This is a genomic window from Azoarcus sp. L1K30, assembly GCF_018122735.1.
Lineage (GTDB): Bacteria > Pseudomonadota > Gammaproteobacteria > Burkholderiales > Rhodocyclaceae > Parazoarcus.
The window spans coordinates 3553616-3579452 of record NZ_JAGRRD010000001.1; the positions used below are offsets into that span (position 1 = coordinate 3553616).

Consider the following 25837-nt stretch of genomic DNA (forward strand, 5'->3'; position numbering starts at 1 on the left):
CGCGGAGGAGGCCTGGCGCGCGGTTGCCGAGGATGACAGACGCGCGTCGCTCCGCCATCATTCGCCGGCTCATCCCGGTGCCTCGTCATGTTCTCCATTGCTTTCTCCAATCGTTTCGAGATCCTGCTCGATACCCTGCTCGACCGGCTGGCGGACGAGCAGCCGGGGCCGTTCGGGCGGCGCGAGGTGGTGGTGCCGAGCAGCGCGCTGCGGCGCCAGGTCGAGTTGGCCATTGCCGATCGCGAGGGCATCTGCGCCAATGTCGATTTCGGCTATCTGGCGCAGTGGCTGTGGACCCAGATCGGGCGCGTGGTCGAGGTGCCCGCGCGTTCGCCGTTTGCACCGGTGCTGCTGGCATGGCGGGTGTTTGCGCTGATCGATGCCGATTCCGAGGCGGGCGCCTGGGTGGCAGCGCATCCGCGACTGGCGCACTACCTGCAGGGGGCGGATGCGCGCATGCGCTTCGAGCTGGCCGAGCGTATCGCGCGCGTGTTCGATCACTACCTTACCTATCGTCCGCAGTGGCTGCCGCGCTGGGCGGCGGGACAGGCCGCCGGGCTGGGCCAGGCGAGCGAGGCCGAGGCCGCCGACGAAGCCTGGCAGGCCGACCTGTGGCGCCGCATCCATGACGGCCTCGCATTGCGTCAGGCGCATCCGGCCGCGATCTTCCTGAGCCGGGTGACGACGATGGACGACGCCGAACTGGCCGCCATCGGGCTGCCGAAAGCCGTGCATATTTTCGGCTTGCCGGCCCTGCCTCCGCTGTACCTGGACATGCTGCGCGAACTGTCGCGAGTGGTGGACGTGCGGCTGTACGTGCTCAACCCCTGCCGCGAGTTCTGGTTCGAGATCGTCGATGCGCGCAGGCTGTCGTGGCTGGCGGCGCGTCAGGAGGACATGTTTCACGAAACCGGCAACCGCCTGCTTGCCGCCTGGGGGCAGCAGACCCAGGCGCATATCGGCCTGCTGTTCGAGGGCGAACATGCGGTGGTCGAGGACGTCGCCTTCGAGCCCCACCCGGGGCGCCATCTGCTAGCCCGCCTGCACAACGCGATTCTCGATCTCGAAGATCTCGAGCCGGGCAGCATCAGCCTGGCTGCAGGGGATCGCAGTATCGAGCTGCACGTGTGCCATTCGCGCACGCGCGAGCTCGAAGTCCTGCACGACCGCCTGCTTGGCCTCTTCAAGGGCCCCAATCCGCCGCGGCCCGACGAGATCGTGGTGCTGACCCCCGATCTCGATGCGTGTGCGCCGCTGATCGAAGCGGTGTTCGGCACGGCGCCACCGGCCCGGCGCATTCCGTGGCGCATCACCGGCCTGGGCGGCACGCAGGAAAACCAGGTGGCGCAGGCGCTCGACCGTTTGCTGGCGCTGTTGGTCAGCCGCTTCCCCGCGAGCCGGGTGTTCGATCTGCTGCAGCAAGCGCTGGTGGCGGCGCATTTCGGGTTGAGCGATGCAGAGATCGAAACGGTGCATGACTGGATGCGCGCCGCGGGCGTGCGCTGGGGGCTGGATGCTGCGCAGGCCGAGGCCGCCTCAGCAGTGCCGCAGCACACCCTGGAAGAGGGGCTGCACCGCCTGTTTCTGGCGTGGGCAGCGGGCGACGCCGCGCAGGCTGCCCCGTTTGCCGGGCGCATCGGCGCGGGTGCGCCGGAGGGCAGTGCCGGCCTTGTGCTCGGCCGCTTCTGGCGTTACGCCGAGACCTTGCAGCGACTGCGCGGCAGCCTGCTGCATGCGCACGATGCCGAGGGCTGGCGGCTGGCCCTGACAGGTGCGCTCGAGTCCATCGTCGGTGAGGCGGTCGACCAGGCCGAAGCCGTGCGCGAAGTGCGTGCCGCGATCAATGCACTGGCCGACGACATGGGCGCCGCTTACGCTGGCGGCCGGGTGGCGCTCGATGTCGTGCATCCGGCGCTCGCGGCGCGGCTGGACGATCCTGCGCGTGGCGGCGTGCCCGGTGGCACCGTCACCTTCTCGGCGCTGTCTTCGCTGCGCAACCTGCCGTATCGGGTGGTGTGCGTGATCGGGCTGGATCAGGGCGCCTTTCCCGGCAGCGACCGCGCCGCCGAATTCGATCTGATGGCCGCCCGCCCGCAGCGCGGCGACCGCCAGCGCCGGCTCGATGACCGTAACCTGTTCCTCGACGTGGTGCTGTCGGCGCGCGATGTCCTGCATCTGTCCCATGTCGGGCGCAGTGTGCGTGACGGCAGCCCGCTACCGCCCTCGGTGCTGGTCGATGAGCTGCTCGATGCACTCGCCACCGCCTGTGCCGGCGACGCATCGCAGCCCAATCAGCTGGCGGCCGCGCGGCGCCGGCTCACCGTGTCTCATCCGCTGCAGCCCTTTTCGATCGAGTATTTCGTTGCCGACGCATCGTCGGATGCGCGCCTGAGCAGCTTTCACGAGGACTACGCGGCCGCGCTCGCTGCGCGCTTGCGCAGGGCGGCCAGCCATGCAGAGGCGCTGCCGGACAGTGCGTGCGACGAGGCCGACGAAGACGAAGCGAGCAAAGATGACACGGCCCCTTCCGTGCCGCAGCGTCCGTTTTTCGAGACTCCGCTCCCTGCCCCGGAAGCGGCTTGGCGGGAGGTTGGGCTGGAGCAGTTGATCCGCTTCTTCCGCAATCCCTGCCGAAGCCTGCTGCGCGACCGGCTCGGCCTCGACCTGCCCGAGGCCGACGAGGAACTGGAGGACGTCGAGCCCTTCCTGCCCGACTGGCCAGGTCGGCAGGCGCTTGCCGCGCGCCTGTTGCCGGCCCTGCTCGCGCGCGACGCGACGATGCTTGCCGCCGAAGGCGGTGACGCCGCATTGCTCGAATTGGCGCGTGCCGGCGGCGAATATCCGGCCGGGGTGCTGGGCGAAGCTTCCCTGCAAGGCGAGGTCAGGACGCTCGACCACTACGCCCGGCGCGTTTCTGCTGCGGTCGCGACGCCGCTGCCGGCCCATACCTGCATCCTCGAGTTCGACCTGGCGTCCGACGTCGGGGGCGAGGTTGAACGGTGGACCCTGAGTGCGGCCTTTGGCGACCTGCATGCACAAGGCCTGGTTCGCCATCGCTATGACGACACCCGCCCCGTGGATTATCTGGCCGCCTGGCTCGCGCACCTGGTGCTATGCGCCGTGCCGGCCCCGGGCGTGGCGTGTGAGACGCTGGGGCTGTCGCGCGACGGCTCCTTTCGTCTGCATGCGGTGGCACCCGATATCGCAAGGCGGCTGCTTGCGGATCTGCTGGCGCTGTACCGGCAAGGCCTGAGTGCACCGCTGCACTTCTTTCCGAAGTCGGCCTGGGCCTTCATTATCAATCACGAAAATGCCGGCAAGGCGCGGGCGAAGTGGAGCGGCGGTCAGCGTGCCGAATACGGTGAAGCGCAGGATCCGGCGTATCGACTGGCCCTGCGCGGCCTCGGTGACCCGCTGGACGAGGCTTTTTTCGATATTGCGCGGCGGGTGTTCGGGCCTTTGCACGCGCAGCTGGAGGACGGGCGGCTCGGGCTGATGCCTGCGCGGAACGAAGCGAGGACACGGCCACCGGTATAATCCGCAGCTGTCCTTGTCTCAGGTATCCGTCGTGTCCGACCGTCTCTCCGTTTTGCCCCAATACCTTCTGCCCAAGCAGGCGCTTACCGTTCTGGCGGGCAAGCTGGCCGGCATGCAGGCGGGCGGCCTCACCACGGGCGTGATCAAGTGGTTCGTCGGCCGCTACGGAGTCAACATGGAAGAGGCGGCCAACCCGGACTTCGGCAGTTATCCGAGTTTCAACGCGTTCTTCACCCGACCCCTGCGCGACGGCGCGCGGCCGCTGGCTGCGGCCGACCTGATCAGCCCGGTGGACGGCGCCATCAGCCAGTTCGGTCCGATTGTGCGCGACCAGATCTTCCAGGCCAAGGGTCATGCCTACTCGACCACCGCACTGGTCGGTGGCGATGCGAAACTGGCGGCGGGCTTCGAGGACGGCAGCTTTGCCACCCTTTACCTCAGCCCGCGCGACTACCACCGCATCCACATGCCCTGCGACGGCCGTCTGACGCGGATGATCTACGTGCCGGGCGAGCTGTTCTCGGTCAATCCGACCACCGCACGCGGTGTGCCGGGATTGTTCGCACGCAACGAGCGCGTGGTGTGCGTGTTCGAGTCGGCTTTCGGCCCCTTCCTACTGGTGCTGGTCGGGGCCACCATCGTGGGCAGCATGGCCACCGTGTGGCACGGTGTGGTGAACCCGCCGCGTGCGGCCAACGTGCGCGAATGGTGCTACGAGGATCAGGACATCCGGCTCGCGCAAGGCGAGGAGATGGGGCGTTTCCTGCTCGGCTCCACCGTGGTGATGCTGTTCCCCAAGCCGCGGGTGAGCTTCAACCCGGCGTGGGCGCCCGGTGCATCGATCCGCATGGGTGAGACCATGGCTGCGCTGGCAACGGCCTGAGCCTCACTTCGACGCCGCCCGCTCGCGCCCATGGCCTCGTCCGACATCGATCTCGACGTTTTCAGCTGTTCGCTCGACGGTATCAGCCTGATCGAGGCCTCGGCCGGTACCGGCAAAACCTGGAACATCTGCGGACTCTACTTGCGCCAGTTGCTCGAGCGCGATCTGCAGGTAGGTGCGCTGCTGGTGGTGACCTTCACCAAGGCTGCAACCGCAGAGCTTTCCACCCGCATCCGCGACCGCATCGTCGATACCCTGCGCGTGCTCGACGGCGGCGATGCCGGGCCCGACCCCTTCGTGCCGCAGCTGATCGCCACCGTCCGCGCAGCCGGTGTCGATCCGGTGCAAATGCGCACGCGCCTGCGTCATGCGCTGCAGACTTTCGACGAAGCGGCAATCTTTACGATCCACGGTTTCTGCCAGCGTGCACTGGCCGACACGCCGTTTGCCGCGGTGTTGCCCTATGCGGTCGAGCTGGTCGAGGACGACAGCAATCTGCGCCTCGAGGTCGCGCAGGATTTCTGGCGCCGCGAGGTGGCGAGCGGCGCACTGCCGCAAGTGCTGGTGGAACTGCTGGTGCAGCGCGGTGACTGCCCCGACACCTGGGCCGCGCAACTCAAGGCGGCGATGGCGCGCCCGCTGGCGCAGGTCCGCTGGGATGCAGCGCCGTCGGTGAGCGAGCTGGACGCGGCCCGCGATGAACTGATTCGCGCCTACGACGAGGCGGTCGCGCAGTGGGAGGATGCAGATTCGGCGATGGCGGCGCTCGTCGTCGCCCTAGACGGCCTGAACAAGAACAGCTACAAGCCGGAAGCCGTCGAGCGTGCACGCCAGCAGTGGGAAGACTGGCTCAGCGCCGGGAACGCATTGCACCCACTGTCGGCAGAAAAGGATCGCAAACTGCATCTGCTGGCAGCCGGCAATCTGAGCGACAAGACCACCAAGGACGGCCTCAAGCGCGGCATCTCGCCGCCGCAGCACGGGTTTTTTGACGCCGCAGCCGCCTTGCTCGAAGCTCGCGCGCGTACCGACGAGGGGCTGGAGGCCGCGCGGCTGCAGTTGCTGCGCCGCTTTCTCGAGCGCGGTGCGGAGGACTTGCGCCGGCGCAAGCGCGAGCGCCGCCTGATCTCCTTCGACGACATTCTGTGGAATGCCTACGAAGCCCTGCATTCGGGTACGCAGTCGTGGCTGGCGGCGGCGCTGCATGCGCGCTACCCGGTGGCGTTGATCGACGAGTTCCAGGATACCGATCCGCTGCAGTTCGCGATCTTCGATCGCATCTATCGCCATGAAGGCCGTCACGGCAGTCTGTTCCTGGTCGGCGACCCCAAGCAGGCGATTTACAGTTTCCGCAGCGCCGATCTATTCACCTATCTCAGCGCCCGCGACAGGGCCGACACACGCTACAGCCTCGGCCGCAACCAGCGCTCGACGCCGGCGCTGATCGAAGCCTGCAACCGGCTGTTCGGTGCCAATCCGGCGGTATTCATGCTGCGCGGTCTCGACTATCGCGCGGTCGGCAGCGGCGATCGCGCGCGTGCGCCGATGGTGGATCGAACCCGTTCCGGCGCCAGCCCCGCCGCCCTGCGCCTGTGGCGCATCCCGCGCGATGAGGCGCAGGACGGCGAAGAAGGCGGCGACCGCCTGCCGCGTGCGGTGGCGATGCAGCGTTCTGCGGCCGCCACCGCGGCCGAGATTGCGCGCCTGCTGGCAGCGGGTGCCAGGGGAGAGGTCCGCATTGGCGATCGCGGTCTGGTGCCGGGCGATATCGCGGTGCTGGTGCGCAGCCACAGCCAGGGCGCACGGATGCGCCTGGCACTGGCGCGGATGGGGGTGGTGAGCGTCGAGCTGTCGCAGGCCAGCGTTTTCGTCACCGAGGATGCGGACGAGCTGGAGCGGGTGCTGCTGGCGATCAGCGAGCCGGCGCGCGAGCGCCGGGTCAAGGCTGCGCTTGCCACCACGCTGATGGGGCGCGATGCGCAGGCGCTGGCCGCACTGGCCGACGACGAGGCCGCGCTGCTCGACATGCTCGACCGCTTCGCCAGCTGGCGCGACACCTGGTTGCGGCACGGCTTCGGCGTCATGTTGCGGCGCTGGATGGTCGATGATGGTGTGGCGGCCAGACTGCTCGCACGCGACGATGGCGAACGTCGCCTGACCAACCTGATGCACCTTGCCGAGTTGCTGCAGCAGGACGCCGGCAGTGCCTCACCCGAGGTGCTGCTGCGCTCCTTGGCCAGCCGGCGCGCCGATGGCAGCGGTGGCGATGCCGCCCAGTTGCGGCTCGAGTCGGACCGCAACCTGGTGCAGATCATCACCATCCACCGCGCCAAGGGGCTGGAATACGGCGTGGTGTTCTGCCCTTTCCTGTTCGATGGCCACCGCTCCAAGGGCGACAGCGGGCCGATGCGCGCCTGGCATGACGACAGCGACCAGCTGATCCTCGACTATCGTCGGGCATCGGCCGATGACGACGACATCGCGGCACGCCAGCGGCGCGAGCTTGACGCCGAGGACATGCGCCTGCTTTACGTGGCGCTCACCCGTGCCGTGTATCGCTGCTATCTCACCGTTGGCTGCTACGCGACGACGAACTTCGGCCGTCCGAGTTACAGCGAGGGCGCCCGCAGCCTGCTCAACTGGATGGTGGCCGGTGCCGAACTCGGCATCGACAAATGGCACGAAGCAAAGCTCAGCCCGGCCGAGGTCGATGCGCACTGGCGCAGCCTCGTCGTTCGCAGCGTGCTCGACGGCCAGCCGGTGATGGCGCTCGAGGACCTGCCCGATGGCAGTGGCGAGCCCTTGCCGCCCGCGGCGGCTGGCGGCCGTCCGCCGCGGGTGCAGCGCCCGCCGCAGATTCCGTCGGGCTGGCGCATGGGCAGCTTCAGTGCGCTGATTTCCGGCGCAGCGCATGAATCCGCCGCGCTCGATCACGATGCCCGCATCCTGCCGCAGTTTGCACCGGCGGCTGACATGGCGGTCGATGAGCCGCCCGTGCCGCCTGCGGCCGACGATATCCTGCGCTTTCCGCGCGGGCCGGCGGCGGGCGATTGCCTGCATGCCGCGTTCGAGAACATCGACTTCACCGATCCGGAAACCTGGGGCGAGGCGATTACCGCGGCCCTGCGCGCTCATCCGCAACCCGCGGGCAATGCGGTCGAGGCCGAGCGCCATCCGCGCATGTTGCGCCGTCTGCTCGATGACGTCCTTGCCACCCCACTGGTGGAAGCGGCCGGGCGGATGCCGCTGCTACTGTCGCACATTCCGAAGACGCAGCGCATGGTCGAACTCGGCTTCCAGCTGCCGGCACCGCAACTGTCGGCGGCGCGCCTCAATGCATGGCTCGCAGACGCGGGTTACCGCATGCCACGGCTGGCGTTCTCCGATCTCGCCGGCTACCTCAAGGGCTTCATCGATCTGGTGTTCGAGCACGAGGGTCGCTTCTGGGTGCTGGACTGGAAGTCCAACCACCTTGGTGAGCGCCCTGCGGATTACGGCCCGGCCGCGCTTGAAGGCGCGATGCAGTCACACGGCTATCATCTGCAGCATCTGCTCTACACCGTGGCCCTGCATCGCCACCTCGGGCGCACGCTGCCCGGCTACGACTACGACACACATTTTGGCGGCGTGCTCTATCTCTTCGTGCGTGGCGTGCGTCCGGGCTGGCAGGTCGCCGGGCAGCCGGCAGGGGTGTTCCGCGACCGCGCGCCACGGCAGGTGATCGAGGCGCTCGACGATCTGCTGGCGGCGCGCGCGCGCGTCGAGGTAGAGGCGCACTGATGGCTGCACCGGAATCGATGCCGCAGTTCGATCTTGCCGAGGGCTTTTCCCGTCACCTGCAGGACTGGGCCGCTGCGCTCGGTGCGCCCACTGAGACCCTTGCCGTGCTGCCGGCGGTGGCGCGCAGTCTTGCGCTGGCCGCGAGCGAGGGCAATGTGTGTCTGCCGCTGGCGCAGCTTGCACAGAACGAAGCCATTGCCTGCTCGCCGGACCTTCTGCGTGCACACCTGCTCGAGAGTGGGGTGGCGGTGCTGGCGGTGCCGCTGCCTCCCCGCACCTGTGCCCATCCGCTCGTGCTCGATGCCGATGACCGCCTTTATCTGCGGCGCTTCTTCGATCTCGAACAGCGCCTGGCGGCGGCGCTGGTGAGGCGTGCCAGTGCGCCGGCTCAGATCGTGCCGCCCACCTTGCGCGCCACGCTCGACAAGTTGTTCAAGCCGCGGACCGCGCCCGGTCCCGACTGGCAGAAGCTGGCGGTTGCGCTCGCGCTGCAGGGGCGGCTGACGGTGATCAGCGGCGGGCCGGGCACGGGCAAGACCACGACGGTGGCGGCGCTGCTCGCCTGTCTGCTGGAGTTCACGCCCACGCTGCGCATCGCGCTTGCCGCGCCGACCGGCAAGGCGGCGGCACGGATGCTCGAAGCCCTGCGCGCCCGCGCGGCCGAGCTGCCGGCGAAGCTGCGCAAGCGCCTGCCGGTCGAAGCCCATACCCTGCACCGGCTGCTGGGGGTGACCCCGATTGCCGGCCAGTTCCGGCACCATGCCGGTAATCCGCTGGCGGTCGATGTACTGGTGGTGGACGAGGCCTCGATGCTCGATCTCGCTCTTGCCACGCGCGTGCTCGATGCCCTGCCGCCCGACGCGCGCCTGATCCTGCTCGGCGACAAGGACCAGCTCGCCGCCGTCGAGGCCGGCGCGGTGTTTGCCGAACTCTCTTCGGCGCGCGTCTTCAGTGCCCGCGTTATCGAGCAGCTGGCGCTGCTGACCGGCACGCCGGCAGCGATGCTGGCGGATTTGCAGGTGCCTGCCACGGCGTCGGCGCTGGCCGACAGCGTGATCTGGCTGACCGAGAGTCACCGCTTCCGGCACGACTCCGGCATCGGACGCCTTGCGGCCAACATCAACGCCGGTGAGGGGACTGAGGCGCTGACCTGGTTGCGTGGCGGAGAAGATCCGTCGGCGCGCTGGATCGACGATGAAGGCGCACGCCCGGGTGACGCCACGCTGGCGGCGATCGAAGCCGGCTATGCGCCTTATGTGGCGGCCCTGCGTGCGCCGTTTACCGATGCGCAGGCGCGCGCGGCGGAGGCCTTTGCGGCATTCGACCGCTTCCGCGTGCTGGTGGCCGTGCATGAAGGCGGGCGCGGGCTGGTCGCACTCAACGCCCATCTGGAACGCGTGTTGCGTGCTGAACTGGACCTGCCCGCAGCGCGCGGTGGTGCGCAGGCCTGGTTCGGCCGCCCGGTGATCGTGCTGCGCAACGATGCGCTGCTCGGCCTGTACAACGGCGACATTGGTCTGTGTCTGCCGGACGACACGGGGGCACTGATGGTGTTCTTTCCGCAGCCGGGCGGTCGCTATCGCTGCGTTGCGCCCATCCGCCTGCCGGTGCACGACACCGCGTTTGCGCTGACGGTGCACAAGAGCCAGGGGTCGGAGTTCGAAGCGGTGTTGCTGGTGCTGCCGGCTGCGCCAGTGCGCGTGCTGACCCGCGAGTTGCTGTACACCGGGGTGACGCGCGCGGCGCGCCAGGTCACGCTGGCGGGGCCGGCGCGGGTGTTTGCCGCCGCCTGTGGCCTGCGGACGGTGCGCCTCAGCGGGCTGGCGGCGCGGATGTCAGCGCAGCCATGAGGGTGTGGAGGTTGTGCCGCATCATCGTCACATAGGTCGGGGCCGGGCCGCTCGCGGCCGACAGCGCGTCCGAATACAGCGTGCCGCCCATGACTGCCCCGCTCTCAGCGCTGATGCGTTCGCTCAGGCGCGGGTCGCTGATGTTTTCGATGAAGACCGCCGGGACCTTTTCCTTTCTCAACTGCTGAATCAGTCGTGCCACGCCTTTTGCCGTCGGTTCGGCATCGTTGGACACGCCGACTGGCGACAGGAATTGAAGGTCGTAGGCGTGAGCGAAATAGCCGAAGGCGTCGTGCGAGCTGACCACCTTGCGCTGCGCGGCAGACAGGCTGCCCAGCGCCTCGCGGATCTGCGCATCGAGTACCTTGAGTTCGCCGGCATAGCGCGCGGCATTGGCACGGTAGGTGTCGGCGCCCTCGGGATCGACCTCGATCAGCGCTGTCGCGATGTTGTCGACGTAGCGCTGCGCGTTGCCCACATCCTGCCATGCGTGCGGATCGATGCCGTGCCCGTGCCCGTGCTTGTCGGCGTCCATGGCAAGGGTGGTGACGCCGCGACTGGCGATCACGACCGGTCCCTTGTAGCCCCCCGAGCGCGCAAGGCGGGCCATCCAGTCGTCGAAACCGAGGCCGTTGACGACGACCAGCCTTGCGTTGCCGATGCGGCGCGAGTCCGACGGACGTGGCTGGAAGGCATGGGCGTCTTCGTCAGCGCCAACGAGGGTCTGGACCCGGATCCTTTCGCCACCGACTTCGCGCACCATGTCGCCGAGGATGCTGAAGCTGGCGGTGACGTCGATTGGCGCAGCCTGGGCAGCACCCGGACTCAGCGACAAGGTGACAAACAGGATGGCGGTGAAGCGTGACAGCGACAGCATGATGACTCCGCGAGGATCAGGATTCGAGGTGTTTGCGAACCGGCAGGCGTCCGGCCAGCAGTCCGCCGGGCGCAGCCAGCAGGGACGCGAAATAGACCAGACCGCACATCAGCACGATGGCGGGGCCGGCGGGGACGTCGGCATGGAAGGAGAACAGCAGTCCGGCGATGCTGCTGGCAAGCGCGGACAGGCTGGCGAACAGCAGCATCGCCGGCAGGTTTCGCGTCCACAGGCGGGCCGCGGCCGAAGGCAGGATCATGATGCCGACGGCCATCAGTGTGCCGAGGGCATGGAAGCCGCTGACGAGGTTGAAGACCACCAGCAACAGAAATCCGTAGTGCGCGACCGGCGACAAACGGCTGACCGCGCGCAGAAAGGAGGGATCGAAGCACTCCAGCACCAGCGGCCGGAACAGCAGGGCGAGGCCGAACAGGGTCAGGCTGGTGATGCTGGCGATCAGCAGCAGCGAGTGGTCGTCCAGTGCCAGCACCGAACCGAACAGCACATGCAGCAGGTCGAGGTTGCGCCCGCGCAGCGACACGATCATGACCCCGGCCGCGAGCGACAGCAGGTAGAAGGCGGCGAGACTGGCATCTTCCTTCAGCACCGAGGCCCGGGTGACGAGGCCGGCGGCAAACACCACGACCAGCCCGGCCAGAATGCCGCCCACGGTCATCGCGCCGAGCGACAGGCCGAAAGCCAGGTAGCCGAGCGCAGCGCCGGGGAGGATGGCGTGGCTCATCGCATCGCCCATCAGGCTCATGCGCCGCAGCAGCAGGAACACACCCACTGGCGTGGCGCCGAGCGATAAGGCGAGGCAGCCGGCCAGCGCGCGGCGCATGAACCCGAAATCGGCAAAGGGGGCAAACAGCAGTTCGTACGGACTCACGCTGCCTCCGCTACATGGCACTCGGGTGCGTTGTCATCGAAGGCTTCGGACAGGTGGCGGGCGCGGGCGAGCAGGGCATCGGTCATGACCGCCGCGGTGGGGCCGAAGGCAACCAGCTCGCGAGCCAGCAGCAGGCAGGTACTGAAGTGCCTGCGCACCTGTTCGAAATCATGCACCACGGTCAGCACGGTACGGCCTTCGGCGTGCCAGTGCAGGATCAGGTGAACGAGGTCCTCAACGGTACGGGCGTCGATCGCGGCGAAAGGCTCGTCGAGCAGAATGATCGGTGCATCCTGCAGGATCAGGCGGGCAAAGCGGGCGCGCTGCAGCTGTCCGCCCGACAGCGAGCCGATCTGGCGCGCCTCGAAGCCGGACAGGCTGACAGCCTCGATGGCGTTTTCGACACGTTGGCGCTGGCCGCGGCTGAGGCCGCCGAAGGCACCGATCTCGCGCCACAGCCCCATTGCGACCATGTCGAACACGGAAACCGGGAAGCTGTGGTCCATCTCGCTGCGTTGGGGCATGTAGGCGATACCGCCGCGGGGCAGTTCGGGCAGGTGGATGTGGCCGCCGATCGGGCGCAGTTCACCCGCCACGCCCTTGAGCAGGGTCGACTTGCCCGCACCGTTGGGGCCGACCACGGCCACCAGCGCACCGGCGGGGACATCGGCCGAAAGGTGGTGAATGGCGGGATGGCGCTCGTAACCGAGCGTCAGGTTGTCGAAGCGGATCAGCGGGGGCATGGATGCCTGCATGTCAGTTCACCGCCCACAGGACCGTGGCCCACAGCAGCGTCGAAGCAGCGGTGGCAACGAGCAGACGCAGTCCGAGGCCGGTGCCGAGGGGACTGAGGCGCAGCGGCGGACGATGCCTTGCAGGGCCGTGTGAATGCGGGTGCGAGTGTGTCTGGTTCATGATCATGCGTGTGCCGCGGGCACGCGCTCTCAATAGGGATGGGGTTCAGTGCTGACCGGGGTCGTTGTCGCTCCCCGGTCCGTCACCACAGGTCGCGCATGCGCCGTGCAGCACCAGTTCGGCGCGGTCGAGCTGGTAGCCATCGGGCAGGCTGACGGCCGACGACGGTTGCAGGCTTTCCAGGCAGATCACCCGGCCGCAGCGGTCACAGTGGAAATGCGCATGTCGATGACTGTCGGGTCGAACCACCTCGAAGCGCCAGGCGCGGTCGCTGCCGGCGATGCGTCGCGCGATACCCTGCTCGACCAGCCAGTCGAGGGCGCGGTACAGCGTGACCCGGTCGTGAGGAATGTCGTCCGCCGCGAGCGCGGCGCCAAGATCCTCGTGCGACATCGGCGCGGGCGCAATCTGCAGGGCCTCGATGACGGCCACACGGGTGCGCGTGACCCGTCCGCCGTGGTCGGCAATGAGGTCTTTCGCCGCACGGTTGCCGGAGCGGACGGAACCTTTGCTGAACGACATGATCATCTGGCCCTCACCGTTTACGAATGCTATTGCAACATTGTAGCATTTACGTAATCGTATTGGCGCATGCTGATGCGTGTCTGTCGATTCCAAGCCATATTCAGGAGTACCCATGAAGCGAACGATTGCCGGCCTGTTGCTGGTGTTTGGCTGCGGCGCGGCGTCTGCCCAGCATGCGCCGCATGAACACGGTGTAGCGGAGCTGCGCGTGGCAGTGGCCGGAAATACGATGCAGATCGAGTTCGAGAGCCCGCTCGACAATCTGGTCGGTTTCGAGCATGCGCCGCGCACCGACGCCGAGCGGCAGTCGCTGGCTGCGGCCGGGGCGGCGCTGAAGTCGGTCGAGCGTGTCGTGTCGGTACCTGCCGCGGCCGGCTGCGCGGTGGTCTCCACCCAGCTCGAACAACCTTTTGCCGAACACGAAGGTCGCGGGCATGACGACGGCCATGCCGAAATGGCCGTGACCCATGTCCTGCAATGCGCCAAACCCGCGGCGCTCGACCGGCTTGAAATCAGGCTCTTCGCGCTGTACCCGCGGCTCCGGCAGATCCGTGCAGAGCGTGCTTCGCCGCGCGGACAGACCGCCAGCACGCTTACCGCCGAACAGCGAATGCTCGACTTGTGAGCCCGACCGCCGTCGATCTGCAGGCGCTGCGCTTCCGCTGGCGGGGGGCCGCGTCCGATTGCCTTGCGATCGACGCATTTGCGCTTGCGCCGCGTGAGCGGGTATTTCTGCAGGGGCCAAGCGGCAGCGGCAAGAGTACGCTGCTGGCGCTGATCGGCGGCGTGTTGACGCCGTCGACAGGACAGGTGCAGGTGGCAGGGCAGGCCCTTAGTACGCTGTCGTCCGCGGCGCGGGACCGGTTCCGCGCCGACCATATCGGATTCATCTTCCAGCTCTTCAATCTGCTGCCCTACCTGTCGGCTCGCGACAACATCATGTTGCCGTGCCGGTTTTCGGCGGCACGGCGGCAACGCCTGCAGCAGGCAGGGCAGACGGCGGCTGACGAGGTCCTGCGCCTGGCCGAGCACCTCGACCTGTCTCCGGCCCTGCTCGGGCGGCCGGCGTCCGAGCTGTCGGTGGGCCAGCAGCAGCGGGTGGCGGCGGCGCGTGCCCTCATCGGCCGCCCCGGCCTGATCGTCGCCGACGAGCCCACGTCGGCGCTGGATGCGGACAGGCAGTCGGCGTTTCTCGATCTGCTGCTGGGCGAGTGCGCTGCGAGCGACGCTGCCCTGCTGTTCGTCAGTCACGACCCCCGCCTGGCACAGCGCTTCGATCGCGTCCTGAATCTGGCCGATATCAACCGGGCCGCGCCCTCCGGCAGCGGAGGCATGGAATGAGCCCGATCTGGCATCTGACCTGGCGCAGTGTGGCCAACCGTCGTCTGTCGGTGTTGCTGACCGTGATCGCGGTCGCACTCTCGGTCGCCATGTTGATTGGCGTCGAACGCTTGCGCAACGATGCCCGTGAAGGTTTCGCGCGCACGATTGCGGGGACTGACCTGGTCGTCGGCGCGCGTGGCGGCGCGGTACAGCTCTTGCTGTATTCCGTGTTTCACATGGGCAATGCCACCAACAACATGTCCTGGGAAAGCCTGCAGAAGATCGCCGCCTTGCCTCAGGTGGACTGGGTGGTGCCGCTGTCGCTTGGAGATTCGCACCGCGGCTTTCGCGTCGTCGGTACGTCTTCCGGATTTTTCGAGCACTACCGATTCGGCGAGGATGAGTCGCTCCGCTTCGCCGCCGGGCGCGCGTTTGCCCCGGCACCGGAGGGCATCTTCGACACCGTGATCGGTGCCGAGGTGGCTGCGCGCTTCGGCTATCGCGAAGGCGACCACATCGTGCTCAGTCACGGCAGCGGCGCAGGGGTGAGCTTCGCGGATCATGCCGACAAGCCCTTTACCGTGGTCGGCGTATTGGCGCGAAGCGGCACGCCGGTGGATCGCTCGGTGCTGGTCAGCCTGGAAGGCATCGAGGCGATCCACATCGACTGGCAGGGCGGTGCGCAGATTCCCGGTTTGCATATCTCACCCGAGCAGGTGCGCAAGTTCGACATCCGCCCCAGGACGGCCACCGCGGCGCTGGTCGGGCTGAAGAACCGGGTCACGGTGTTTCGTGTGCAGCGCTGGGTGAATACCTTTGCCGATGAGCCGCTGACCGCGATTCTGCCCGGCGCAACCCTGCAGGAGTTGTGGAATCTGCTGGGCGTGGCTGAACAGGCCCTGTTGGCCGTGTCGGCGTTGGTGGTGGTGGTCGGCCTGGCCGGGCTGATGGCGGTGATGGTCGCCAGCCTTGGCGAGCGTCGTCGTGAACTTGCCATCTTGCGTGCCCTCGGTGCGGGGCCGAGACAGATCCTGGCGCTGCTGATGCTCGAGAGCATGACGCTGGCGCTGACCGGGATCTGTGCGGGTCTCGTGTTGGTGACTGCAGCCAGCGCGGCACTGGCCCCTTGGCTGGCATCGACCTACGGTCTGCGTCTCGGCATCGGCTGGCCTTCGATGTCAGAATGGGTGCTGCTCGGGGCGGTGTTCGCCGCCAGTGTGCTGGCAAGCCTGGTGCCGGGCGTCCGGGCATACCGCTATTCCGTGGCCGATGGCATGACAATCAGGATGTGATGATGAGAACAATGAAGTTCACACTGGCAGTGCTGGTCGCGGTAGCGACGGTCGCAGGTTTGCCCGCGGCGGCGAAGGATGAGTATCAGGTTGGCGAGCGCCTGGGCAAGAGTGCGGCGGGCAAGACCGGGGATTTCCGGGAGATCAGCTGGGATGACCTCATTCCTGCCGACTGGAACCCGGAAAAGTTCTTTGCCGGGCTGAAGATCGAAGACCTCAAGGACAGTGACCCGCGCACGCTGGAGGTGATGCAGAAGATTCGCGACGAGTGGGATCGTGCGCCGCTGGTGACGCGGTTTAACGGTCAGCAGGTGCGCATTCCCGGTTTCATCGTGCCGCTCGAAACCGACGGCAAGCGCATTCGCGAGTTCCTGCTGGTGCCGTACTTCGGTGCCTGCGTGCATGTGCCGCCGCCGCCCGCCAATCAGTTGATCCACGTCATGCCCGACAAGCCGGTCGACGCCCGGCTCGAGATGGCGCCGGTGTGGGTCAATGGGGTTCTGAACGTTGCCCGCTTCGAGTCCGATATGGGCAATGCCGGTTACCAGATGCGCGGTATCAGGGTGGAGGAATACAAGGAGGCGATGCCGAAGTGAGCAGCTCGCCAGGCCGCGGAATCAGGGCGCAGGCCTGGCGATGAGTGCGGAGAGCTCACGGCTCAGGCCTTCGGCGTCACCGAGATTGAGCGCGAGCAGACGGCGCAGATGGGTGATGCTGTCGAGATCGATTTCCCGGCATGCGAGACCGAGGTGCGGGCCCTCGACGTGCGCCTGCACGCCTTCCATGCGGATGGTCGCGAGTCCATCGTCGAGACCGATTTCGAGCAGGCAAGGTTCGTTCGCTGCGATCGCGGGCCGCTCATCGTCAAACGCCAGCAGTGCGCCCTTGAGCGAGAGATCGAGCACCTCGCAGCGGTATTCGTGATCGCCTACAAGCAGTCGCGCACCGCTGCTGAAGCGGATGCGGCTGTAGTGCCGGCGCTGGGCGTTGTTCATCATTGTTTCTCCACCTTGTGTGGCTGCCGTGCGTATTCTGCGACCACTGACCGGGTACGGCAAGCACGTCCTGGCGTCATTTCGCGGGTTTTGCCCCGAATTTCGTGTGGTTTTTGTTCATGGCGCTCAAGTATTCCTTGAGCGCTGGCGAATCCTGTCTAGAATCGGCCTTCGATCAATACTCGGTCTGGGGAATGCGTGAGCGATTCGATGGCGGATGCAGTGGCCGCGATGGCGAAGCCGGACGATCTCGGTGGTGCCGATGAAAGTGAAAATGTGCGCGATCGGCGCCTGGTCGACGATGCGCTGCTCGGGTGTCTGCTGCTGGTGTCGAGAGGCCATGGCAAGGCGCTGACTCCGGACGCGTTGCTGTCGGGCTTGCCGCTCGAGAACGGCAAGCTGACGCCGGCGCTGGTATCGCGCGCGGCGCGGCGTGCCGGTTTGCAGGGGCGTATCGTTCGCAGCACGCTGGAACGGATCAATCCGGCCCTGCTGCCCGCGATCCTCTTGCTCGACGACGAGCGAGCCTGCGTACTGGCCGGCTGGTCGGACGACCGCAGCGAAGTCGACGTGGTGTTTCCCGAACTCGGCGAAACGGCGATCACGATGCCCACAGCGGAGTTGGCCGTACGCTACGCCGGCCACGCCATCTATCTTCGTCCGGGCTTTCGCTTCGATGCGCGTGCGCCGGGTGTGCGCAAGACGCGCGAGGGGCACTGGTTCTGGAGCGTGATCGCCGACAACCGCGCGCTGTACCGCGATGTGCTGCTGGCGGCGTTCATGATCAACATATTCGCCGTGGCCATGCCGCTGTTCGTGATGAACGTGTACGACCGCGTGGTGCCCAATCACGCCACCGATACACTGTGGGCGCTGGCGCTAGGGGTGGGCGTGGTGATTACCGCCGATCTGGTGTTGCGCACGATGCGGGGCCATTTCGTCGATCTTGCCGGCAGTCGCATCGATGTGAGACTGTCGAGCTTCATCATGGAGCGTGTGCTGGGCCTGCGCATGGAGGCCAGGCCGACGTCCGCAGGTTCGTTCGCGGCCAATCTGCGCGCGTTCGAGTCGGTGCGCGACTTCATCAGTTCGGCGACCGTGGTCGCTTTCATCGATTTGCCCTTCGCGCTGCTGTTCCTGGTGGTCATCGGCTGGATCGGGTGGCCGCTGCTGATCCCCTTCGCCGTTGGCGTGGTGGTTCTGCTGGTGTATGCGATCACGGTGCAGGGGCGGATGCACGAGTTGTCCGAAACCACTTATCGGGCAGGCGCTCAGCGCAATGCGACGCTGATCGAAGGCCTGGTCGGGATGGAAACGATCAAGGCGCTTGGCGGGGAGTCCGCTATCCAGCGCAAGTGGGAGAGCAGTGCCGCGCTGCTCGCGCGGGTGGGGGCGCAACTGCGCTTGCTGTCGGCGACCACTACCAATGGTGCGCTGTGGATCCAGCAGATGGTGAGCGTGACCATCATCCTTATCGGTGTGTACATGATCGACGAGCGCCTGCTCACCATGGGCGGCCTGATTGCCTGCTACATGCTGTCCGCGCGCGCGATGGCGCCGATCAGCCAGGTCGCCGGCCTGCTGGTGCAGTATCACTCGGCGGCCACTGCGCTGAATTCGCTCGACGAACTGATGCAGCGTCCGGTCGAACGCCCGGACGACACCAGCTTCGTCAGCCGTCACGGGCTCAAGGGCGACATCGAACTGCGCGACGTCAGCTTCTCCTATCCGGGCGAGGATACCCATGCCCTGCGCAACGTGTCGCTGCGCATCCGGCCGGGTGAGCACGTGGCGATCCTGGGGCGGATCGGCTCCGGCAAGACCACGCTGGAGAAGCTTATTCTCGGCCTCTATCAGCCCACTTCCGGGGCCGTGCTGGTCGATGGCATCGACCTGCGCCAGCTCGATCCCGCCGAACTTCGGCGCAATATCGGCTATGTGCCACAGGATGTGACGCTGTTTTACGGCTCCCTGCGCGACAATATCGCGCTGTCGACACCTCTGGCGGATGACGCCGCCATCGTGCGCGCGGCGCAGATTTCCGGCGTGCTCGATTTTGCCAATGCGCATCCGCGGGGTTTCGACATGCTGGTGGGGGAGCGCGGTGAATCGCTCTCCGGCGGTCAGCGTCAGGGCGTTGCGATTGCCCGCGCCGTCATCGCCGACCCGCCCATGTTGTTGCTCGACGAGCCCACCGCGTCGATGGATCACTCCAGCGAGGAGGCGGTCAAGGCGCAATTGCGCAGTTTTGCCAAGGGCCGCAGCATGATTGTGATCACCCATCGCACCTCGCTGCTCGATCTGGCAGACCGCATCATCGTCATCGATGCCGGCAAGGTGGTGGCAGACGGGCCGAAGGCCCAGGTGGTGGAGGCCCTGCGCCAGGGTCGCATCGGGAGGGCGCTGTGATGCGTAGCGGAGAGCACGCGGCGGGCATGCAGGAGCGCGCCTTCAGGGGCATCGGCACGATGTCGGCACATGTAGACAAGCGTGCCCGGCCGCTTGCCGAACGGCTGTTCGGGCGCTTTGCGCCGCCTGCGCGGGAAGACGCGCTCGACTGGGCCGGCGATGCGGACTGGGCACGCCTGCAGCAGGAGCCGCTGCGCGCGCGCCTGCTGCTGCGCGGTGTGGCGGCGGTCATCGTCATCCTGCTGGTGTGGGCGGCGTTCGCACCCATCGATGAGGTGACGCGCGGCGAGGCCAAGGTGGTGCCATCGACCCAGCTGCAGGTCATCCAGTCCGTCGATGGCGGGGTCGTGGAAGAGATGTCGGTCCGCGAAGGGCAGATCGTCAATGCCGGCGACCTGTTGCTGCGCATCGATCCTACGCGCTTCGTGTCGTCGCTGCTGGAGAACCGTGCGCAGTACTTTGCCCTGCAGGTTAAGGCCGCGCGCCTGCAGGCGCTGACGGCCGGTACGCCACTGAAGATTCCGCCCGAGGCCGAGCGCGAAGTGCCCGACATCGTGGCTCACGAGCGCCGACTCTATGACTCGACCCGCGCCGAGATGGATGCGCAGCTGTCGATCGCGCGCCAGCAACTGAACCAGCGCGAGCAGGAACTCAACGAGGTCCGTTCCCGCCGCGAGCAGGCTGGACGCTCCTTTGATCTGGTGCAGCAGGAACTGACCGTGACCGAGCCCCTGCTGGCGTCGGGCGCGGTGTCGGAAGTCGAGTTGCTGCGCTTGCGCCGGGACGTGTCGCGCCTGCGCGGAGAGCGCGACCAGGCCGCCTCCCAGATCCTGCGCATCCAGTCCGCGATCAGCGAGGCCACGGGCAAGATCCAGGAGGTTGAACTCAACTTCCGCAATCAGTTGCGCAATGAACTCTCCGACACCATGAACAAGCTCGGCAGCCTGTCCGAAGGCAGTCGCGCGCTGGAGGACAGGGTCAAGCATGCCGAGATCCGGTCGCCGGTGCGGGGGACGGTCAAGCGCCTGCTGGTCAGCACCATCGGCGGGGTGGTACAGCCCGGAAAGGAAGTGGTGGAGATCGTGCCGCTCGACGACGCGCTCATCCTCGAAGCGCAGATCAAGCCCAAGGACATTGCCTTCCTGCGTCCCGGCCAGGAGGCCGTGGTCAAATTCACCGCCTATGACTTTGCCATCTATGGCGGACTCAAGGCGGTGGTCGAGCAGATCTCGGCCGACAGCGTGACGGACGAGAAAGGCAATGCCTTCTACCTCATCCGTGTTCGCACCCTCAAGAGCAGCCTTGGCGAGAATCTGCCGATCATTCCCGGCATGGTGGCCGAGGTCGACATCCTGACCGGCAAGAAGACGGTGCTCTCCTACCTGATCAAGCCCGTGATCCGGGCGAAGGCGAACGCCTTGAGCGAACGATGACCAGACACTACTTCCTCACCCCCGAAGCCCATCTGCTGCCGCGCTGGCAGGCTGCGTTTGCCGATGCACTGCCGATATCCGTCCTCCCGAAGGCCGATACGGCCGATGCCGTGCTGTGGATCAGCACGCGGCTGCCCGAGTGGCGCGCAACCCTGGCGCAGGGTGGCGCTGGCGAGCATGTCCGTATCGTCGTCATTTCCGACAGCCCGACGCAGGCCGAAGGGCTCGAGGCACTGGAGGCGGGCGCCAGGGGGTACTGTCATGCGCTATCCACGCCAGCCATGCTGCGTGAGGTGGCAGTGGTCGTGCTTCACGGTGGATTTTGGGTGGGGCCGGAGTTGATGGCCCGCGCCATCCGTGCGACCACGGCCCGCCAGTCCGTCATCGCGGACATGACGGATCCGGTGCTTGAGCGCCTGACTGAACGCGAGCGCGCGGTGGCCCTTGCGGTGGCACGTGGCCTGACCAACAAGGAGGCCGCCGCCACGCTGGATATTACCGAGCGCACGGTCAAGGCCCATCTATCCGCCATCTTCGAGAAACTCGCAGTGCGTGACCGCATGCAGCTTGCACTCAAATTGTCTCCTTACGGAGAACTGGCCACTTCCTGAGTGTGCGCTTTGTCACGGCCTGTCCACTGGTCCAATGGAGCCGGGCAGGGTGTCACATTATGGTGACGCCATCGAACCCGTTACCCGTTGCGCTTTTCCCGCGCGGGTCTGTTGATCAGGAGATGAGCACATGGCAAACGCACAGGCAATCGCAACCGTCGTCAGCGTCAGTGGCAAGGCATACGCCAGGGACCACGATGGCAATACTCGCGAACTCAAGGCGGGTGATGCGCTGCTGGAAGGCGAAACCCTGATCACGTCAGACGGTGGCCGGGTCGAACTGGCCATGGTCGATGGCAGCGTCGTCCCGGTCGAAGAAGGGCGCTCGATCCTGATGACTGCCGAGCTGGCCGACACGACCCGCCCGCACGCCCCCGACGCGCAGCTTGCCGATGGCACCATTCAACAGGTGATCCAGGCGCTCGATGCCGGTGACAACCTGGACAACGTCATTGAAGATCCTGCCGCAGGTCTGGCCGGTGGTGGCGGAGGCGATGGCAGCAGTTTCGTGCGCCTGCTGCGGATCTCGGAGGATGTGAATCCGCTCGCGCTCGATGCGACGACTGCGGATGCGCAGACACAGAACGCGCTGCTGGCTTCGGCGGCCGACAATATCGCGCCGGAGACGGAAGATACTGTGTCCAGCGGCGATGAAGACACGCCGGTTTCGGTCAATCTGCTGGGTTCCGACGTCGATGGTACGATCGCCCATTTCATCATCCGCTCGCTGCCGACGAACGGGCACCTCGAGCTGAACGGCGTGGTGCTGAACATTGGTGACGAGGTGCCGGCCAGCGGAAATGCGGCGGCGGTGACCTTCGTGCCCGACGCCAACTGGAACGGCGAGACCGCTTTCGAATATACGGCCGTCGACGGCCAGGGACTCGAGGATCAGACACCGGCGACGGCGAATATCGTCGTCAACGCGGTCAACGACCCGCCGGAAACCGACGATACTGCATCCGCCGGCAACGAAGACAGTCCGGTCGCGGTCACGCTGTCGGGTTCCGATATCGACGGAACCGTCGATCATTTCGTGATCAAGTCCCTGCCTTCCAACGGCAGCCTCCAGCTCAATGGGGTACCGCTTCATGTCGGCGACACAGTGCCGGCCAGCGGCAATACGGCTGCTCTTGTCTTTGTGCCAGCGGCGAACTGGAACGGCGAAACGTCGTTCGATTACGCTGCGGTTGATGATCAGGGCCTGGAGGATGGAACGCCAGGCACGGTGACGATCTCGGTTGCCTCGGTCAATGACGCGCCGGAAACGGCCACCACGGTGTCCAGTGGTGACGAAGACACCGCGATTAGCGTGAGTCTGTCGGGTTCGGATGTCGACGGCTTCGTGACGCATTTCGTGATCAAGTCCCTGCCCGCAAACGGCACGCTGTTGCTGAACGGAACACCGGTTGGTGTGGGCAGTGAAGTGCCGGCAAGCGGAAATGCCGCTACGCTCACCTTCGTGCCGAATCCGGACTGGAATGGCTCGACGTCGTTCAACTATGCCTCTGTCGATAACGAGGGTCTGGAGGACGCCACGCCGGGAACGGCGTTCATCAACGTCAGCGATGTCGTGGACCTCCCCCCGGAAACCGGTGGCAATCCTGCGGCACCGGAAACGAATGCTGTGAGTGGCAGTGGTGATGCGGATACGGACATCAGCGTGAGCCTGTCCGGTTCGGATAGCGATGGCACGGTGGACCACTTCGTGATCAAGACCTTGCCGACCGACGGTACGCTGCAACTGAACGGCACGCCGCTCAATGTCGGTGACACGGTACCGGCCACGGGCAACGCGGCCACCGTGACTTTCGTGCCGAACGCGAACTGGAACGGCCAGACCAGCTTCGACTACGCTTCGGTCGACAACGACAGCCTGGAAGATGCCACCCCGGCGACCGCCACGATCACGGTGAACGCGGTCGACGCGCCCAATGTCGCGCCGGAAACGAATGCCGGCAGTGGCAGCGGCAATGAGGACACCGACATCAGCGTGAGCCTGTCCGGTTCGGACAGCGATGGCACGGTGGACCACTTCGTGATCAAGACCTTGCCGACCGACGGCACGCTGCAACTGAACGGCACGCCGCTCAATGTCGGCGACACGGTGCCGGCCACGGGCAATGCGGCGACGGTGACCTTCGTGCCGAATGCGAACTGGAACGGCCAGACCAGCTTCGACTACGCTGCAGTCGACAACGACGCGCTGGAAGACGCCACCCCGGCGACCGCCACGATCACGGTGAATCCGGTCGACGCGCCCAATGTCGCGCCGGAAACGAATGCGGGCAGTGGCAGCGGCGACGAGGACACCGACATCAGCGTGAGCCTGTCCGGTTCGGACAGCGATGGCACGGTGGACCACTTCGTGATCAAGACCTTGCCGACTGACGGTACGCTGCAACTGAACGGCACGCCGCTCAATGTTGGCGACACGGTACCGGCCACGGGCAACGCGGCGACGGTGACCTTCGTGCCGAATGCGAACTGGAACGGCCAGACCAGCTTCGACTACGCTGCGGTCGACAACGACAACCTGGAAGACGCCACCCCGGCGACCGCCACGATCACGGTGAATCCGGTCGATGAGCCCAATGTCGCGCCGGAAACGAATGCCGGCAGCGGCAGCGGCAATGAGGACACCGACATCAGCGTGAGCCTGTCCGGTTCAGACAGCGATGGCACGGTGGACCACTTCGTGATCAAGACCTTGCCGACTGACGGTACGCTGCAACTGAACGGCACGCCGCTCAATGTTGGCGACACGGTACCGGCCACGGGCAACGCGGCGACGGTGACCTTCGTGCCGAATGCGAACTGGAACGGCCAGACCAGCTTCGACTACGCTGCAGTCGACAACGACAGCCTGGAAGACGCCACCCCGGCCACTGCCACGATCACGGTGAATCCGTTGAACGACCCGCCTGAGACGGAGGCGACGAACGCAAACGGCGACGAAGACACCAGTATTGGCGTGAGCCTGTCCGGCTCGGACATCGACGGCACGGTGGACCACTTCGTGATCAAGACCTTGCCGACCGATGGTACGCTGCAACTCAACGGCACGCCGCTCAATGTCGGCGACACAGTACCGGCCACGGGCAACGCGGCGACGGTGACCTTCGTACCGAACGCGAACTGGAACGGCCAGACCAGCTTCGACTACGCCGCGGTCGACAACGACAGCCTGGAAGACGCCACCCCGGCCACCGCCACGATCACGGTGAATCCGGATGCCCTCGTCGTGACCCATCTCGAGCCGACGACGGAAGCCGTGCCGCCAAGTGTGCAAGGATTGTCCGGCGCCTACTATGGATACAATGACAACCAGTCGAATTCGATCGATGGCATCGTCAACGGTGTCCGGGTGCACACCAATGACGGCACCGTCGGCAACCTGACATCCATTCAAAAGGCTCAGCAGATCATCGCTGGCAGGGCTGCGCCTGATGCCACCTTTACTGCGAATTCGCTTGAATTCGGTCTTGTCGAGAACACCAACGATCCGCTGTTCTCGAACGATCTCGGGCGCAACTCTGCTGTCTTGGCCGGAGACGCGGTGCCAAGCACGGGCAGCAATCTCTACCGCTTCCTGACCGGATCGAATCCGGGCAATGCCGGGAATCTGGTTTCGGTCAGTGGCGTTGCCTTCACGACCGATGCCATCATTCACCTGACTGGGCAGATGGCGGTTCCGCAAGGCATTTACGATGTCCGGATCACCGCTGACGACGGCTACGATGTGCTGATTGGCGGCAAGTCGATTGCCGAATACAACGGCATTACCTCAACCAAGGTAACGACCTTTACCGGAGTCGATATCGGTGGCGGCCTGCAATCGCTCGACGTGCTGTATTGGGACCAGGGTGGTCACGCGACTTTCCGCATGGAATTCAAGCCTACCGGAACGGACGACAGCGCCTACCAGCCGTTGGGGGAGCACGATTACGGCCTGTTCTCCTCCAGTCTGGTCGTGCCGACCGGTAGCGAACTGGTGCAGGCAGGCGATGGATCATGGCTGATCCAGACCGGCGCAAGCTTCAGCGACACCGACAATGTGCCCAACGAGGTGCATGGCACGGTTGCTGCGGATACCATCCACGGCGGTGGCGACGATGACACCTTGTATGGCGGTCTGGGTGCCGACACTTTTGTGTGGAAGCTCAATGATGGCGGCCACGAAGGCGCACCTGCCATTGATACCATCAAGGACTTCAAGCTGGGGACGTTTACCGGCAGTGGCAATGCGGATCGTCTGGATCTGGCGGATCTGCTGCAAAATGAGAGTAGCTCGACGATCGACCATTTCCTCAATGCCGAACAGGTCGGTGGGCATACCGTACTTCATGTGAGCAGCAACGGTGGCTTTGCCGGCGGTTATGCGCCCGGCGCGGAGGATCAGACCATCGTGCTGGAGAATGTCACCTTCGATAGCGGGCTGAACAGCCATGATATCGTTGCCCAACTCGTGGCCAACCATCAACTGCTCATCAATGGTTGAGTCGCCCGATATTCCAC

General features: G+C 66.1%; 18 protein-coding genes. 12 read left to right on the plus strand and 6 right to left on the minus strand.

Annotated elements, in window-relative coordinates; all coding sequences use genetic code 11:
• The first annotated feature begins 87 nt into the window (after positions 1-87).
• The 4 genes from recC to recD are packed head-to-tail and all read left to right on the plus strand — an operon-like array spanning position 88 to position 10050.
• Complete coding sequence (gene recC / locus J5J83_RS16315) at positions 88-3537, plus strand: exodeoxyribonuclease V subunit gamma (RefSeq protein WP_212350935.1); 3450 nt, start codon at positions 88-90, stop codon at positions 3535-3537.
• A 31-nt stretch (positions 3538-3568) separates the two neighbouring features.
• The gene (gene asd, locus J5J83_RS16320) at positions 3569-4420 is read left to right on the plus strand and encodes an archaetidylserine decarboxylase (protein WP_212353292.1); all 852 of its coding nucleotides are present in this window, start codon (positions 3569-3571) and stop codon (positions 4418-4420) included.
• Between the two features lie 30 nt (positions 4421-4450).
• Positions 4451-8200, plus strand: a complete 3750-nt coding sequence (gene recB / locus J5J83_RS16325; protein ID WP_212350937.1) for an exodeoxyribonuclease V subunit beta — start codon at positions 4451-4453, stop codon at positions 8198-8200.
• Complete coding sequence (gene recD / locus J5J83_RS16330) at positions 8200-10050, plus strand: exodeoxyribonuclease V subunit alpha (protein WP_212350939.1); 1851 nt, start codon at positions 8200-8202, stop codon at positions 10048-10050. Before recB ends, recD begins: the two co-directional genes overlap by 1 nt.
• Here recD and J5J83_RS16335 read toward each other — a convergent pair.
• Genes J5J83_RS16335 through J5J83_RS16355 form a run of 5 tightly spaced genes read right to left on the minus strand, consistent with a single transcriptional unit; the run spans position 10013 to position 13253 of the window.
• Complete coding sequence (locus J5J83_RS16335) at positions 10013-10927, minus strand: metal ABC transporter substrate-binding protein (RefSeq protein ID WP_212350941.1); 915 nt, start codon at positions 10925-10927, stop codon at positions 10013-10015. The genes recD and J5J83_RS16335 overlap by 38 nt on opposite strands.
• Before the next feature lie 16 nt (positions 10928-10943).
• On the minus strand, positions 10944-11768 hold the full coding sequence (locus J5J83_RS16340) for a metal ABC transporter permease (RefSeq protein ID WP_212353295.1): 825 nt from the start codon (positions 11766-11768) through the stop codon (positions 10944-10946).
• Between the two features lie 44 nt (positions 11769-11812).
• On the minus strand, positions 11813-12571 hold the full coding sequence (locus J5J83_RS16345) for an ABC transporter ATP-binding protein (RefSeq protein WP_212350943.1): 759 nt from the start codon (positions 12569-12571) through the stop codon (positions 11813-11815).
• A gap of 1 nt (position 12572) precedes the next feature.
• Positions 12573-12731: a hypothetical protein gene (locus J5J83_RS16350; protein WP_212350945.1), complete on the minus strand. Its 159-nt coding sequence runs from the start codon at positions 12729-12731 to the stop codon at positions 12573-12575.
• Positions 12732-12776: 45 nt separating this feature from the next.
• The gene (locus tag J5J83_RS16355; protein ID WP_212350947.1) at positions 12777-13253 is read right to left on the minus strand and encodes a Fur family transcriptional regulator; all 477 of its coding nucleotides are present in this window, start codon (positions 13251-13253) and stop codon (positions 12777-12779) included.
• Between the two features lie 115 nt (positions 13254-13368).
• Between J5J83_RS16355 and J5J83_RS16360 the strand changes: the two genes are divergently transcribed.
• From J5J83_RS16360 to J5J83_RS16375, 4 genes are read left to right on the plus strand one after another with little or no spacing between them, the layout of a single operon-like run.
• Positions 13369-13881, plus strand: coding sequence for a DUF2796 domain-containing protein (locus J5J83_RS16360; protein WP_212350949.1), 513 nt, complete (start codon positions 13369-13371; stop codon positions 13879-13881).
• On the plus strand, positions 13878-14597 hold the full coding sequence (locus J5J83_RS16365) for an ABC transporter ATP-binding protein (RefSeq protein ID WP_212350951.1): 720 nt from the start codon (positions 13878-13880) through the stop codon (positions 14595-14597). Before J5J83_RS16360 ends, J5J83_RS16365 begins: the two co-directional genes overlap by 4 nt.
• Entirely contained in the window at positions 14594-15871 is a 1278-nt protein-coding gene (locus tag J5J83_RS16370) for an FtsX-like permease family protein (protein WP_212350953.1), read from the plus strand. The genes J5J83_RS16365 and J5J83_RS16370 overlap by 4 nt, the downstream gene beginning before the upstream one ends.
• An 11-nt stretch (positions 15872-15882) precedes the next feature.
• A complete protein-coding gene (locus tag J5J83_RS16375; RefSeq protein ID WP_212350955.1) occupies positions 15883-16467 on the plus strand; it encodes a DUF3299 domain-containing protein in 585 nt (194 codons plus the stop codon).
• Positions 16468-16488: 21 nt separating this feature from the next.
• Here J5J83_RS16375 and J5J83_RS16380 read toward each other — a convergent pair whose 3' ends face one another.
• Positions 16489-16869: a PilZ domain-containing protein gene (locus J5J83_RS16380; RefSeq protein ID WP_349251911.1), complete on the minus strand. Its 381-nt coding sequence runs from the start codon at positions 16867-16869 to the stop codon at positions 16489-16491.
• A 195-nt stretch (positions 16870-17064) separates the two neighbouring features.
• Between J5J83_RS16380 and J5J83_RS16385 the strand changes: the two genes are divergently transcribed.
• From J5J83_RS16385 to J5J83_RS16400, 4 genes are all read left to right on the plus strand, one after another.
• On the plus strand, positions 17065-19275 hold the full coding sequence (locus J5J83_RS16385; protein WP_349251912.1) for a type I secretion system permease/ATPase: 2211 nt from the start codon (positions 17065-17067) through the stop codon (positions 19273-19275).
• A complete protein-coding gene (locus J5J83_RS16390; RefSeq protein WP_249115756.1) occupies positions 19275-20708 on the plus strand; it encodes an HlyD family type I secretion periplasmic adaptor subunit in 1434 nt (477 codons plus the stop codon). The genes J5J83_RS16385 and J5J83_RS16390 overlap by 1 nt, the downstream gene beginning before the upstream one ends.
• Positions 20705-21319 (plus strand): response regulator transcription factor, encoded by a 615-nt coding sequence (locus J5J83_RS16395; protein WP_212350956.1) that lies wholly within the window; start codon positions 20705-20707, stop codon positions 21317-21319. Before J5J83_RS16390 ends, J5J83_RS16395 begins: the two co-directional genes overlap by 4 nt.
• A 130-nt stretch (positions 21320-21449) precedes the next feature.
• Positions 21450-25820, plus strand: coding sequence for a retention module-containing protein (locus J5J83_RS16400; RefSeq protein ID WP_212350958.1), 4371 nt, complete (start codon positions 21450-21452; stop codon positions 25818-25820).
• Positions 25821-25837: the final 17 nt, after the last annotated feature.